The following is a 13,191-nucleotide window of genomic DNA, read 5'->3' as shown; positions in this document are numbered from 1 at the left end:
CACAGGGTCAGTCCACCCGCCGGTCGGCGAGGGCGGCGACCCGGGTGAAGTACGCGCGCAGGAGCGCCTCGTCGCCGGGCGGGATCCGGGAGGACGGGCAGCGGGAGACCCGGAAGGCCTGCCGGTCGGTGCCGTAGAGGGCGGCGTCCGGATCGTGCACGACGCCGACGAACAGCTCGCCGGGCTTGCCCGGCTTCCGGTAGTGCACCAGCGCCCCGAGCCAGCGCAGCGGGACCCGGAAGCCGGCCTCGGCCGAGTCCAGGCGGAACAGCTCGAACACCCCGCGGTCCACGCGCAGGTGGAGGTTGTCGTAGTCGAGCGTGAGCGGGTCCATGAGGAGAACATAGGCGCGACGGCCGCCCCGCGTCCCCGTTACGGCGTCGTCCGGCGCAGGGACAGCACCGTGACGTCGTCGCGGCGCCGGCCCCCGCTCCAGTGCCGGGCGGCGCCGTCCAGGGCCTGCGGCAGCAGGGAGGCCGCGGTCGTGCCCAGGGCGGTCAGGCCCTCCTCGACGGGGTAGAACTCGCCGTCGCGGTCCTGGGCCTCGGTGATCCCGTCGGTCAGCAGCACCAGCACGCCGTCCTCGGGCAGCGCGAACCACTGCACGGTGCGCACCTCCCCGGCCAGTTCGGCCAGCCCCAGCGGCACCCCGGCGGCCAGGTCCACCGTCTCCACCCGGCCCCGGTGCAGCAGGTAGGGGGCCAGGTGGCCGCAGTTGACGGCCTGCACCTCGGGGCCGCGCTCCAGGCCGAGCACGGTCGCGGTGACGAACCGTTCGTTCTCCCCGGCCTGCGCCGCGTAGGCGTTGTGCCGTTGCACGGCGGCCTCCAGGGAGTCGGCGACGGCGGTCAGCGCGGCCTCGCGGAACGCCGCCTCGCGGAAGGCGCTCAGCACCGCGAAGCCCGCCCCGATCGCGGGCAGGCCCTTGCCCTGGACGTCGCCCACCAGCACCCGTGTGCCGTACGGGGTGTCGGCGACGTCGTACAGGTCGCCGCCGACCATGGCGTCCTCCTCCACCGGCCGGTACAGCCCGAACACCTGGACGTCCGGGGTGAGCACCGGCAGCGGGCGCAGCAGCTGGCGCTGCAGGGCGACGGCGCTCTGGCGCATCCGGAACAGCTGCCGCTCGCGCCCCATCCGCCGTGCGCACAGGGCCACCAGCGCGGCCTCGGCGCCCAGCACCGCCACCAGCGTCCCGGCCCGGGCCTCCAGCGAGGTCGGCGGGAACAGCACCGTGCTGACGGCCACCACGACGGCCACCCACACGGACACGGCGATCGTCTGCGCGAGGGTGCCCAGGCCGGCCAGCAGCGCGGGCAGGAACACCAGCAGCAGCACCAGCCGGGCGCTGGTCCCGGTCGCGGCCTGCGCCAGCAGCACCACGGCGGTGGAGGCCAGCACCCCCAGCACCACCGTCCGGTTGCCCGGCGCCCGTGCCTCGGCCTCGGCGCCGTACCCGTCCGCGCTACCGCCCACCCCGCCGCCCTCTCGCCGCCGCACCATCCCCCAGGCATACCGGCGGCCCCGGCGGGCCGCCAACGGAACCCGCCTGTCCGGGCGAGCGCGGCCCCGGGGCCGGGCGGGGCCCGGGGCGGGTCCGGGTGCACCGCCGCGCGGCCCGCCCCCCGTACGGGCCGCGCGGCGGTGTCCAGGCTCCCGGAGTGCTCACGGCGCTCAGGGCGCTCAGGCCCCCGGGGCGCGCCGGCCCAGACGCAGGTGGACGACGCAGGCCTGCACCCCCGCGGCCACCAGCACCGAGGGCGGCACCGCCCACGGCAGCAGGCCGGCCCACGCCAGCGGGGTCAGGACCAGCGCGCACAGCCCGAGTACGGGCAGGGCGGACAGCAGGGCGACGCGCAGGCGCACACCGCTCGGCATGACGCCGTGGGAGGTGACGCCGCGGGGCGGGAGACGGTCGGGTGCGGCGGCCGACGGCCGCGGTGCGGCGCTCATCGGGCCCTGCGGGCCTGGTCGAGGAACTCGCCCAGCTGCGCCCACTCGTCGGCGGGGGCGTCGGGGGTGCCGGAGAGGGCGGCCGGGTCCTCGCACCAGGCGGTGCGCACCCCGGCGGACAGGGTGGCGTCGCCGCCGCTGAAGAGGCGGCCGAGTTCGTCGAGGCGGTCGGCGATGCGCCGCACCCGCGGGTCGGTGGGCGGGGCCCCGGCGGTGCGCAGGGCTTCGGCGCGCCGGTAGAGCTGGGGCCACTCGACCTCCAGCAGGTAGTGGGTGGCCGGGCCGAGTGCGGCGGCGTGGTCCCGCAGGGCCTGCAGCTGGTCGTCGTCGAGGTGGCGGCGCAGGGCCTGTTCGGCGCCGGGGGCGGTGGAGGGGCCGGTGGCGCCGATGGCCTGGAGCAGGCGCAGCAGGGCGGCGGTGTCGGGGCGGCGCTCGGCGGTGAGTTCGGTGTGCAGGTGGGCGAGGCGCTCGTGCAGGTCCTGCAGGTGGGCGAGGGCGGTCTCGGTGGCGGTGAGGTGTTCGCGCACCAGCCGCACGGGGTCGACGCCGGCGTCCAGGCAGGTGCCGATGGTGTCCAGGCCCAAGCCCAGGCGGCGCAGGGCGAGGATCTGGTACAGGCGGACGACGTCCTGCTCGGTGTAGGAGCGGTGCCCGGAGGAGGTGCGGCGGGACGGCTGGAGCAGGCCGATCTGGTCCCAGTGGTGCAGGGTGCGTACGGTCAGGCCGCTCGCCTCGGCGAGCGGGCCGACCTTCCAGGTCTGTTCGGTGGGCATGGCACGAGGATTCCTCCTGACGTCGCGTGAGGTGCAAGTCGGCGGGGTGCGGGGAGCTCCGGACACGGCCGGGCGCTCCGGACACGGCCGGGGGTTCAGGCGTGGGCGGGGGTGTAGTCGGGCAGGTCGATGTCGCCGGCCTTGGCGAACTGGGCGGCCATGATCGCGCGCAGCGGCCAGCGGCCCATCCAGCGCATGGAGGCGGCGCGCAGGCGGATCATCAGGGCGCTGTCGGGTGCGTAGCCGTGGAGGCCGCCGGGCGGCAGTTCCTGGGCGCGGGTGACGTAGGGGCGCATCAGGTCCTCGTAGCGGGCGTAGGCGGTGCGGTGGTCGCCGCGGGCGGCGGCGAGTTCGCCGGCGAGCAGGTAGGCGCCGACGAGGCCGAGGCTGGTGCCGAGGCCGGTGAGGGGGCTGGGGCTGTAGCCGGCGTCGCCGAGCAGGGCGACGCGGCCGCGGCTGTAGTGGTCGAGGTGGATCTGGCCGAAGGAGTCGAAGGCGAAGTCGTCGGCCTCGCGCATTCCGGCGAGCAGGCGGTCGACCTCCCAGCCGGCGCCGGCGAAGCGTTCGGTGAGCAGTCGCTGCTGGGCGGCGGTGTCGTGGCGGTCGTGGGCCAGGGGCGCGGAACGGAAGCCGAGGGAGGCCTTGACCTCGCCGGGCAGCCGGCCGGGGCGGGCGCCGGCGACGAGGCCGCCGGGGGCGTTGTACATCAGGAACCAGCCGTCGAGGTCGATCCGCGGGTCCCGGACGGTGAACCAGGCGTGGTAGCCGCCGAGCGGGCGGTAGTGGTCGCCCCCGGGGCCGAAGGCGAGGCGGCGCACGACGGAGTGCAGGCCGTCGGCGCCGATGACGAGGGAGAAGCGGCGGGCGGGGGCGTTCTCGAAGGTGACGGTGACGCCGTCGGCGTCCTCGGCGAGCGCGGTGACGGTGTCGTCGTAGCGGTACTCGACGTCGTCGGCGGTGGCCCGGTGCAGGAGGTCGGCGAGGTCGCCGCGCAGGATCTCGATCTCGGAGACGATGCCCTCGCCCCCGAAGAGTTCGACGGGCATGCGGGCGGTGAGCCGGCCGCGGCGGTCGACCAGGCCGAGGCCGCGCTGGTCGACGCTCAGGGCGCGGGCCTGGTCCAGCAGGCCCATCCGTTCGACGACGGTGCGCCCGGCGCCGCGCAGGTCGACGGCCTGCCCGCCGGGGCGGGGGGTAGGGGCGCGCTCGACGACGGTGGGGGTGAAGCCGTGGCGGCGCAGCCAGTAGGCGAGGGCGGGGCCGGCGATGCCGGCGCCGGAGATGAGGATGTCGGTGTTCTCCATGCCTCGAAATGTACGGCGTACGCGTCGGGCTCAACAAGCCCTGTAGTGCGGGTTTTTGGAATTGATGCACTAGTGCACTAGGGCGGTTGGACGGCCGCCCGGGGGAGCCCCCGGCGGGCCCTCGGCCCGGCGTGCGGGCCCGGCGCGCCGCCTTCCCGCAGGTCGGTGGTGCGGGCGGTCCCGGGGCGGCGTGGCAGGCCGGTGCACTAGTGCTCTCGCGTCCGGCCCGCCCCGCCCGCCGGCGACACGATGCCCGAGAGCCGCTTCGCCGGCCTCCGCCCTTCGCGCCTCGGCGGTCGGACATGACGGTAAGGACCCCGCCAAGACGTCGGGGGAATCGCCCATCCGATCTACCTCTTCCGCGACACGCGATCCGCGAGGGCGGTCGGGCGATCGGCTTGGCACGTGGCCGCATACAACTGGGAGTGCTGGTAGTCGCGTGGATGGCGGGAGGGCAGCGAGTTGAGGCGGATGATCGCGTCGGGAGTCGTGGTGCTGGTCACCGTGGCGGGTTCCCTGCTCGGGGCGGTCGGACCGGCTCGCGCAGCCGACGCCGAAAGAGTGCAAGCGGTGTCCACCGGGATCGGTGAAGCGACTGCTGATGCCCGTTGCCCCGGCTCGGACCGTCCCGACGTGGTCGATCATGCTGTCGAAGCCACGGGAGTCGATGCGGACGTCTGGAGCAGCGGGCAGGACCGCGACGCCCACGGATGGCACGGGACGGCCAGGGGCGAAGGCGAGGTCACCGTCACCGTGGTCGCCTGGTGCGGCCCGCCGGGCTCCGCTGAGTGAGCCGTCCTCCCGCATCACTCCCTGACCCGGTGGTCCCCGACGGGGCCTGAGGGCCCGTCGGATGGGACTGGGGCCGGGGCGTGGCGGGCGAGGGCGAGGAAGCCGGCGGCGGCGGTCAGACCGGCCAGGGCGCACGCGCTCCACAGGACGGCGGGGCCCAGCCGGTCGTACGTCCAGCCGCCCGCGGCGGCGGCCAGGACGCCCCCGGCCGACCAGGCGAAGGCACTCGCCCCCTGGTAGCGGCCGGCGGCGCGGGCCCTGGCGAAACGGGCGGTCAGCTCCAGGCTGACCGGGCCGCTGATCACCTCGCCGGCCGTCCAGACCGCCACCGTCAGCGCGTAGGCGGGAGCCGAGCCGGCGAAGGCGGTGAGCCCGAAGCCGGTGCCGCACAGCGCCGCGGCCAGGGCCAGCAGGCGGAACGGGGAACGGCCGTCGAACAGGCGTCCGGCCGGGAGCTGGGCCAGGCAGACCAGGACGCCGTTCAGGGCGATGACGGTGCCGCAGGCCGCCGGGCTCAGCCCGTCGGCGGCCATGGCGACCGGCAGCATGGTGGTCATCTGCTGGAGCACCGCGGCGACCAGGACGAAGAGCAGCACGCAGCACAGGAACGGCCGGTCGGCGAGCAGCGCCCGGTGCCCGGGCGAGGGGGCCCGCCGCGGGGCCGGACCTCCGGCGGCGTCGGTGCCGGAGTCACACGGGGGAGGCGACGGTGGGGACGGGACACGCAGGAGCACCACCAGCGCACAGAGCAGGGTGGCCGCCGCGTCGGCCAGGAAGAGCACCGGGTAGCCGGTGCGGGCGGCCAGGCCGGCCAGGAGCACCGAGACGGAGAAGCCCAGGTTCATCGCCCAGTAGTCGAGGGAGAAGGCGCGCACCCGGTCCCCGGGGCCGAGCAGTGCGGACATCAGGGCGGCGGTGGCCGGGCGGGCCGCGCCGGTGGTGCAGCCCAGGGCGAACGCCGCCGCGAACAGCGCCTCCGGGCCGGTGCTCAGACCGAGTGCGGCCGTCGCCGCGGCGGTGCCCAGGTGGGCGCCGACCAGGGCCCGGCGGCAGCCGAACCGGTCCGCCGCCGCGCCGCCGGCCAGCGCGCCGCCCGTGCCGCCGACGGCGAAAGCCGCCGCGACCAGCCCGGCGAAGGCCGCCGAGCGGCCGCGTTCCACGGTCAGGTAGAGCGTCAGGAACGGGACGGCGAAGGTGCCCAGGCGGTTCACCAGGGTGCTGGCCCACAGCCACCAGAACGCCGGGGGCAGCCCGCGGGTGCCCAGCGCCCCGGCCCAGCCCCGCACCCGGCCGGCGTCCCGCTGCGGGCTGCGCCCGCTCACCGCTCACGCCCGCTCACCGCTCACGCCCGCTCACCGCTCACGCCCGCTCACCGCTCACGCCCGCTCACCGCTCACGCCCGCTCACCGCTCACGCCCCGCAGCGGGGTCGGGCAGGGCGGCCAGCAGCTCCCGGGCCCGCACGGCCTCCGGGTGCCCGGGCCCCAGCACCGCCTCCACCTCGGGAGCCAGTTCGGTCAGCAGGGCCCTGGCCCGCTCCGCCGCGCCCGTCGCCAGCGTCCAGTGGGCGTACTCCACCCGACAGGTCAGGAAGGTCACGTGCTCGGGGACCAGCACCGAGCTGACGTCCGTCAGCAGGGCGCGCATCAGTTCCAGGGCCTGCGCGGGGCGGCCCGCCTCACCGGTCCAGTGGGCGATCCGCCACCGCACCGCGAACGGGTAGGAGTGCGCGGGGCCGAGCGCGGCGGTCACCCGCGGCAGGACCAGCAGCAGGGCCGCCGCGGCCTCGGCCGGGGCCCCCGCGGCGCCCTTCCAGTGGGCGTGCTCGGCCTCGGTGATCGGGCGCAGCGGGTGGCCGTCGGGGGCGTGCCGCTCGACGTCGCGCAGCAGCTCCCCGCACAGTTCCAGGGCCAGGGCGGTCCGGCCCGCCTGGCCGTGCCAGGAGACGAGGTTCGCCCGGGTGTTGAGCACCGCGAGGTGGTCCTCGCCGAGCAGCCGCCGCTGTCGGTCGAGGAGTTCGCCGTAGTGCCGCACGGCGCGCTCCGGATCGCCCAGCTCCCCGGTCCAGTAGGCGAACCGGCCGAAGGCGGCCACCGTGTCGGGGTGCTCAGGGCCGAGCCGGTCCTCCCGGTGCTCCAGCACCGAGCGCAGGCGCTCGACCGCCTCGGCCGGGTGGCCCGAGCGCCCGGCCCACTCGGCGGCGGTGGCCGCGGCGGCCAGGGTGCGTTCGTCCCCGGCACCTAGCAGCCGCACCAGCTCAAGGTGCAGCTCGTGGGCCAGCCGGTGCGCGGTCTGCGGGGCGCCGGCCTGCCCGATCCACTCGGCGAGGTCCCGGCGCCCGGCCAGCACCCGCAGGCTGTCCGGGCCGTGCTGCCGGACCAGCCGTTCCAGCACCTCCTCGCCGCGCTCCACCGCCTCCCGCCAGTGCCCGGCCTCGACCAGTGCGGCCAGCCGTCGGTCCTGCCCGGCCAGCGGGTCGAAGCCGTCCGGGGTGCCCGGGCCGGGAACGGTCCGTGGGGCCGGGTCGGTGAAGTGGCGCAGCAGCGGCTCGGAGGAGACGGCGAAGGCGCTCGCCCCCGGGGCCAGCGCGCTGCGTCCGGTGAGGTCGGCCCGCAGGGCGGGCGCGCGGCCTGAGCCCGGGCCGGGGGAGCGCAGCACCGCGCCGACCAGGTCGGTGGTGGCGAGCAGGTCGCCGACCGGCACGGTCTCCAGCAGCAGGTCGCGCAGCCCGGGGCGGAAGTCGTACACCGCCGAGCCCCGGCTGCCCGGGCCGGGCTGGCGCCGCAGCAGCCCGCCGAGCAGGACCTCGGCGAGCGGGGCCGGGTCGACCCGGCCGTGCACCGCGCGCTGCACCAGGCGCATCAGTGCCACGGTCAGCGGCCGCACCGCGGCCAGGTGGCCGGCCAGCCGGTACGCCTCCGGGGAGGCGGCCCGGCGGAAGTGCGCCAGGCGGCCGGTCAGGTGGGCGGGCGCGCCGTCGCGCCCTGGGCCGTCCGACAGGAGGGTGTCGGCGGCCCCCGGCGCGGCCAGGGCCACCGCGGGCAGCACCACCGGGCGGCCCGCGGCCACCAGCGCGGCCCAGCCGGCGAACGCCCCCGGCTGCAGGTCCAGCACCGGCACCGGCGTGCCCCGGACGGGGAGTTCGGGCAGCACCGGATCGGTGACGGCCAGCTCGGCGTTGGCCGCCCCGGGCCGGTGGCCGCGCAGCAGCAGCCGCTCCACCGCCAGCGCACTGCCCGCCCACAGCCGCTGCGGCAACGGCTGGACGATGGCGGTCGGGCAGCGCCGGGCCCAGTGCGCGAGCAGCGGCGCGACCCGCCCCTGGTGCCAGCCCGAGCCGATCGCGTCGGAGAGCACCAGCACGGCGCCGCGCCCGTCGGCCGGGCACAGCGACCCCGCCGCGACCACCGGCGCACTGCGGCTGAACGGTCGGGCCCGCAGTACCGGTGGCCCCTCGGTACGGCTGTCCAGCCCGTAGCAGCGCACGGTGCGGAAGTGGCCGACGCCCTCCAGCACCTCCCGGACGGCGGCGGCCGTCTCCTGCCACAGCTCCATCGACAGGCCGTCGTCGACCACCAGCGCGGCGCTCAGCCAGCGCTCCCGGCCCGGGCGCAGCACCACGTCCAGTACCCCGGTCTCGGCGATCAGGTCGGCGGTGGCCGCCTCGTCCAGCCGCTGCCGGTGCACGGACGCGGTGGCGCGCCGCAGCGGGCGCAGGGCCCGGCCGATCGGCAGCGCGCCCGGCAGCGCCCGCCCGGAGGGCACCAGGACCGGCCGGGCCGCGGTGCCGGGGGAGGCGGCCCCGGCGTGGGCGTACAGCCCGGCGGGGGCGGTGGGTCCGGGCGCGTCCGGCAGTGTCCCGCCGGCCCCGCCGCCGGAGCGCGGCGGGCCCTGCCCGGCGCGCTGCGCGGCGGTCGGGGCGCCGGGCGCCCCGGCCAGGCCACCGGGCGGGATGCGCCGGGCCAGCCAGAGGATCTCCGCCAGCTCGGTCGGGGTGAGGTCGGTGGCGGCGGGCCCCAGCGCCGCCCGCAGTCGCTCGATCATCCGAGCCCGGGCTCCGGCTCCTCCAGCGGGCGCAGCACCGTGCCGAGCAGCCCCTCACGGCCCAGCTCCGCACCGCCCAGCCGCAGGTGGACGGCGTTGAGCAGCTGGTCGGTGGCCAACGCGCCGCGGTCGTGGTCGCGCCGGTGCAGGAAGGCCTCGATCAGGTCCTCCCCGGCCCGCAGCCCCTCCTCGCCCAGGTGGGCCCGCACGATCTCGCGCAGCCGTGCCTCGTCCGGCTCGGGCAGGTCCAGTCGGACGCACCGGCGCAGGAACGCCGGCGGGAAGTCCCGCTCGCCGTTGCTGGTCAGGACGGTGACGGGGAACTCCTGGCAGCCGATCACGCCGCGGTGCACCAGGTGGCGCTCCCGGGTGCCGGTCAGCATCACCCGCACGTCCGGGTGGTCGTCGGGCAGCCGGCTCAGCTCGGGGATCTCGAACTCACCCTCCTCGAAGACCACCAGCAGGTCGTTGGGCAGGTCCAGGTCGCCCTTGTCCAGCTCGTCGACCAGCAGCACCCGCGGCCGGCCGGCACGCCCGGTGGCCAGCGCGGTGCCCAGCGGGCCGAGCCGCAGGTAGCTGCCCATGTCCGGCTCCGGGGCGCCCAGTTCGCGCGAGCGGCCGCTGTCGCGCAGCCGCCCCACGGCGTCGTAGCGGTAGAGGCCGTCCTGCAGGGTGGTGCGGCTGTTCACCGGCCAGCGCAGCACCGGGCCGAGCCCGAGCTCGCGGGCCACCGAGGCCGCCAGCGAGGACTTCCCGGTCCCAGGACGCCCGGTCACCAGCAGCGGGCGGCGCAGGTGCAGCGCGGCGTTGACCACGTCCGCCTCCTGCGGGCCGATCCGGTACGCCGGGGCGGGCCGGGGGCCGGGCAGGGCACCGAAGCGGCGCCACGGCGGGGCGGCGGGCAGCGGCAGGTCGCGCACCACCGTGTCGTCGCCCCGGTAGATCCGCCAGCCGTCCTGGCCGCCGGGGTCCTGGCCCTCGTCCCGCGCCGCGGTGGCCCGCTCCGCTCCCGCTGCCTCGCTCATCGCCGCTCCCTCTCCTCGTCCGCGCCGCCGGGTCACGCCCGGCCCGTACCCCGGCGCGTCTCGTCCTCGTCCGGCCCGTGCCCCGGCCGTGCCGGTCCGTGTCTCGTCCTCGCCGCCGGGTCAATCCCGCGGGTCGCCCAGCCCGAGGGCCTGCGGATGCCCGTCAGGAGAATCCCAGACCAGCGCCAGATTGCGGTGCAGGCCGTCCGGGGACTCCGTCAGGCGCGTCTCGTACACCAGCCGCGGCAGTTGGTGCGGCGCAGCTCCCCGCACCAGCTCCCGCACCCGCCCCGGCGGCGTGCCGTGCTCGCCCGGGCGCAGCCACAGCACCCCCGGCACCCCCACGGCCAGCGCGATCGCCCGCAGCCGCGGCACCTCCTCGGCCGGGCAGCACAGTGCCACACCGCACACCGGCACCGGCGCACCGCGCTGCTGCACCACCGGGTCGTGCCGCTCCACCAGCGCCAGGCGCCCCGAACGCAAGGCCTGCCACCGGTACCGGTGTTCGGGCCGGAACGCCGCCCTGCGCAGCTCCGGGCTGCGCATCACGCACAGGAAGTCCTGCCCCAGCACGCCCGGGAACAGCTCGTCCGGCCGGTACACCCACTGGTCGACCGCCAGATCGAGCTCCTCCCCGGCGACGAACCACTCCACCACCGGCACCGAACCCGGTTCCGCCCCACTGGTCACGTCCTCCAGCAGCACCGCGAGTTCGGCCAGCAGCCGCGCGCGCGGCACCGGGGTGTCCCGCACCGAACGGTGCAGCACCCGCCCCCGGGCGTCCGCGGCGTGCAGGGCGTAGGTGAAGCACTCCGTGCCGGTCGCCCGCCACAGCTGCACCTGCACCACCGGAGCCGAGGCGCCGCGCCGCGGCCCCCGCTCCCGTGCACGCTCCGCCGACTCCCGTGCCTGCGCCCGGTGTTCGAGCAGGATTTCGGCCAGATCGAGCCGCTGCGCCACCGCCTCGCTCCACGCGCCCAGACCTCGCGCGGCGCCCGCGCCGGCCGCCGCCGCCGCGAACTCCACCGTGCGCAGCAGCTGGGGGAAGCGCCCGTAGCGCGGCCGGTAGCGCTCCAGCTCCGCCACCGCCCCCGGCCAGTCTGCGGGCTCCAGGTCCGGCCCCAGCGGCAGGGCCTCGGCCGCGCAGCCGCGCGGATCGGGCACGGAGCCGTCCGCGAGCAGCGCGAGCAGCTCGCGGTGCTCGGCGGCGGTGAGGAACTGCTCCGGGCAGGCCCGCAGGGCGGTGGTGGCGACCCAACTGCGTTGCTCCTGCGTGCGCGCGGACCCCGCCAGCAGCGCCAGCAGCGTCGGCGCGCCGTGCGGCAGCGCGGCGGCCAACCGGGCCAGCCGCTCCGCGCTCACGCGGCCGCCGCCGTCCGTGCCGCCGTCGCGGGCGTCGTCGGCGGTGCCGTCCTCGGGAGCCAAGGGATCGGGAGCCAAGGGGTCTGGGGCGAAGGGGTCGTGGGCGGCCCCCGGGTCCGCACCCGCCTCCGCACCCCACTCCGGTTCCAGCTCCGCCAGGAACCGCCCGGCCACGGCGGCCAGCGCCTCCGGGGTGGCGAGCACGACCCGCAGCGGCCCCAGCAGCTGACGGGCCACCAGGGCCACCGGGTCGTCCGCCGCGCCGTCCACGCCGTCCCCGCCGCTGCCCGGCGGGCCGGGCACCTCCTCGCCCGCCTCCCGGAACAGCCCGTACAGGCCCGCCGCGGGCACCGCGAACGCCCGCAGCCCGCTGCGGCTCACCACCAGACCCACCACGCGCCGCTGCGCCCGGTCCCACAGGGGCGAGCCGCTGTAGCCGTTGACGACGGGTTGGGCGGAGGCGGTGGAGTCGAGCACGATCCAGCGTTCGGTGACGCCCTGCACCAGGACGGCCGCGATGCTGCTCGGCGCCCCGCTGCCGAACCAGGCGTACGCGGGGCGGCCGGGGTGGCAGCGCCCGGTCGCCACCGGCAGTGCGGGGGGATCGGGGGCGTCCAGCAGGCGCAGCAGCGCCAGGTCCCCGGACCACTCGACGTCGCCCTGTGCGGCGGGAGACCCGTCGGCGCGGCGGGCGGGCAGCCAGGCCGCGAGGGCGGCCCGGAGGCGGCGGCGGCCCGTCGCGGGGAAGGAGACCGCGAGGAGGTCCAGCGTCTCGGGGCGCTCCTGGGCGAAGTCCGGCCGGTCCAGCACCTGGTTGACCACATGTGCACAGGTCAGGACGGTACCCGGGGCGAGCAGCACGCCGCCGCCGAAGGCGAGCGGTTCGCCCGCACGGTGCAGGGCGGCGTGCGCGAGCTTGACGGGGCGGTCGGGGTCGTCCGGGCCCATCCCGCCTACCCGCGCGGCGGGTCGGCGGGCCCGGGCACGGCGGCCGGGGACGCCGGCCGGGCGCCCTCCTGGGCGGCGGGGGCGGCAGGAGTCGTGGCGCCCCGGGGTTTCCAGGTGGCCCGCACGGTGACGGTGGCCTCGCCGCCGGCCCCGGCGATGCCCAGCTTGAGGTCGTGGGTGAGCTTCACCCCGAGCTCCACCTCGACCTCGTCGGGCGGGCGCACCGCTGCACGGACGGCGGAGTGCACCGAGTCCAGCACCCCGCCCAGCGGGCTCAGCACGTCGGCGAGGGTGCGTCCGGCGGTCTCCGCCGCCCGCCGGGCCCGCCCGACCGGGACGACCGGTCCGCTGCCGGGCGGCAGGTCGGCCGCGCCCGGCGGGAGCTCCACGCCGTACGCGGCCGGGGCGGGGGAGAGCTCCACCACCACGCCGGTACCGTCAGCGAGCTTCAACTCCACCGTCTCACGCATGGGTTGATGATGGCACAGCGCGCCCCTCAGGAGGCCCGGTATCACCCGCACCGGGGCAGGTGGCCGGGGGCGGCCCCCATGGCGCCGCGACCGGGCGCGGGTCAGCCGGCCGGGGCCGGGGCCGGGGGAGCGGACCGCGGGCTGCGGGCGGCCTCCTGGGCGGCCATCACCTCGTCGCCGTGCTCGAAGGCCCAGGCGCCGAACGCGTCGATCGGGGCCAGCAGCGTGCGCCCCAGCCCGGTGAGCCCGTACTCGACCCGGGGCGGCCCGCCCGGGTGCGGGCGCCGCTCGACCAGCCCGTTGAACTCCAGCCGCCGCAGGGTCTCGGTGAGGACCTTGGAACTGATCCCCCCGATCCGCGCCCGCAGCTCGACCGGGCGGGCCGGGCCGTCGCGCAGCGCCCACAGCAGTACGGCGTTCCAGGTGTTGGAGAGCAGGTCGAAGGCGAGGCGGGCGCGGCAGTCGGCGAGGAAGGCATCGGTCACGTACCAGATGGTGCCCGACCGGCCTCCTAGCGTGGA

General features: G+C 77.4%; 11 protein-coding genes. All 11 read right to left on the bottom strand.

The window, feature by feature from the left end:
• Positions 1-7 precede the first annotated feature (7 nt).
• The 11 genes from ACIRS1_RS06630 to ACIRS1_RS06580 all read right to left on the bottom strand — a co-directional run bounded on the left by ACIRS1_RS06630 (position 8) and on the right by ACIRS1_RS06580 (position 13,155).
• The gene (locus ACIRS1_RS06630; RefSeq protein WP_360207017.1) at positions 8-334 is read right to left on the bottom strand and encodes a hypothetical protein; all 327 of its coding nucleotides are present in this window, start codon (positions 332-334) and stop codon (positions 8-10) included.
• Between the two features lie 38 nt (positions 335-372).
• The gene (locus tag ACIRS1_RS06625) at positions 373-1,503 is read right to left on the bottom strand and encodes a PP2C family protein-serine/threonine phosphatase (RefSeq protein WP_402837388.1); all 1,131 of its coding nucleotides are present in this window, start codon (positions 1,501-1,503) and stop codon (positions 373-375) included.
• Between the two features lie 180 nt (positions 1,504-1,683).
• Positions 1,684-1,953: a hypothetical protein gene (locus ACIRS1_RS06620; protein ID WP_402837386.1), complete on the bottom strand. Its 270-nt coding sequence runs from the start codon at positions 1,951-1,953 to the stop codon at positions 1,684-1,686.
• A complete protein-coding gene (locus ACIRS1_RS06615; RefSeq protein WP_402837384.1) occupies positions 1,950-2,726 on the bottom strand; it encodes a MerR family transcriptional regulator in 777 nt (258 codons plus the stop codon). The genes ACIRS1_RS06620 and ACIRS1_RS06615 overlap by 4 nt, the downstream gene beginning before the upstream one ends.
• 95 nt (positions 2,727-2,821) lie before the next feature.
• Positions 2,822-4,030 carry an FAD-dependent monooxygenase gene (locus tag ACIRS1_RS06610; RefSeq protein ID WP_402837382.1) on the bottom strand — a complete coding sequence of 403 codons (1,209 nt, stop codon included), beginning with the start codon at positions 4,028-4,030 and terminating at the stop codon, positions 2,822-2,824.
• 806 nt (positions 4,031-4,836) lie between these two features.
• Entirely contained in the window at positions 4,837-6,144 is a 1,308-nt protein-coding gene (locus ACIRS1_RS06605) for an MFS transporter (protein WP_402837380.1), read from the bottom strand.
• An 81-nt stretch (positions 6,145-6,225) separates the two neighbouring features.
• On the bottom strand, positions 6,226-8,865 hold the full coding sequence (locus tag ACIRS1_RS06600) for an SAV_2336 N-terminal domain-related protein (RefSeq protein ID WP_402837378.1): 2,640 nt from the start codon (positions 8,863-8,865) through the stop codon (positions 6,226-6,228).
• Positions 8,862-9,890, bottom strand: a complete 1,029-nt coding sequence (locus ACIRS1_RS06595; RefSeq protein WP_402837377.1) for an AAA family ATPase — start codon at positions 9,888-9,890, stop codon at positions 8,862-8,864. Before ACIRS1_RS06595 ends, ACIRS1_RS06600 begins: the two co-directional genes overlap by 4 nt.
• 120 nt (positions 9,891-10,010) lie before the next feature.
• The gene (locus tag ACIRS1_RS06590) at positions 10,011-12,200 is read right to left on the bottom strand and encodes a trypsin-like peptidase domain-containing protein (protein ID WP_402837375.1); all 2,190 of its coding nucleotides are present in this window, start codon (positions 12,198-12,200) and stop codon (positions 10,011-10,013) included.
• Between the two features lie 5 nt (positions 12,201-12,205).
• Positions 12,206-12,670 (bottom strand): CU044_2847 family protein, encoded by a 465-nt coding sequence (locus ACIRS1_RS06585; RefSeq protein WP_402837373.1) that lies wholly within the window; start codon positions 12,668-12,670, stop codon positions 12,206-12,208.
• Between the two features lie 101 nt (positions 12,671-12,771).
• Positions 12,772-13,155, bottom strand: coding sequence for a winged helix-turn-helix transcriptional regulator (locus ACIRS1_RS06580; protein ID WP_402837372.1), 384 nt, complete (start codon positions 13,153-13,155; stop codon positions 12,772-12,774).
• Between the last annotated feature and the right edge of the window lie 36 nt (positions 13,156-13,191).

Origin of the sequence: Kitasatospora sp. NPDC101176, assembly GCF_044768035.1 — a bacterium.
Classification (GTDB): domain Bacteria; phylum Actinomycetota; class Actinomycetes; order Streptomycetales; family Streptomycetaceae; genus Kitasatospora.
The sequence above is the reverse complement of the archived record's forward strand: the minus strand, read 5'-3'. Positions and strand labels throughout refer to the sequence as shown.

Coding starts and splice junctions, on each gene's coding strand:
- ACIRS1_RS06630 (WP_360207017.1), bottom strand. CDS start 334: ATGGACCCGCTCACGCTCGACTACGACAACCTCCACCTGCGCGTGGAC.
- ACIRS1_RS06625 (WP_402837388.1), bottom strand. CDS start 1,503: ATGGTGCGGCGGCGAGAGGGCGGCGGGGTGGGCGGTAGCGCGGACGGG.
- ACIRS1_RS06620 (WP_402837386.1), bottom strand. CDS start 1,953: ATGAGCGCCGCACCGCGGCCGTCGGCCGCCGCACCCGACCGTCTCCCG.
- ACIRS1_RS06615 (WP_402837384.1), bottom strand. CDS start 2,726: ATGCCCACCGAACAGACCTGGAAGGTCGGCCCGCTCGCCGAGGCGAGC.
- ACIRS1_RS06610 (WP_402837382.1), bottom strand. CDS start 4,030: ATGGAGAACACCGACATCCTCATCTCCGGCGCCGGCATCGCCGGCCCC.
- ACIRS1_RS06600 (WP_402837378.1), bottom strand. CDS start 8,865: ATGATCGAGCGACTGCGGGCGGCGCTGGGGCCCGCCGCCACCGACCTC.
- ACIRS1_RS06595 (WP_402837377.1), bottom strand. CDS start 9,890: ATGAGCGAGGCAGCGGGAGCGGAGCGGGCCACCGCGGCGCGGGACGAG.
- ACIRS1_RS06590 (WP_402837375.1), bottom strand. CDS start 12,200: ATGGGCCCGGACGACCCCGACCGCCCCGTCAAGCTCGCGCACGCCGCC.
- ACIRS1_RS06585 (WP_402837373.1), bottom strand. CDS start 12,670: ATGCGTGAGACGGTGGAGTTGAAGCTCGCTGACGGTACCGGCGTGGTG.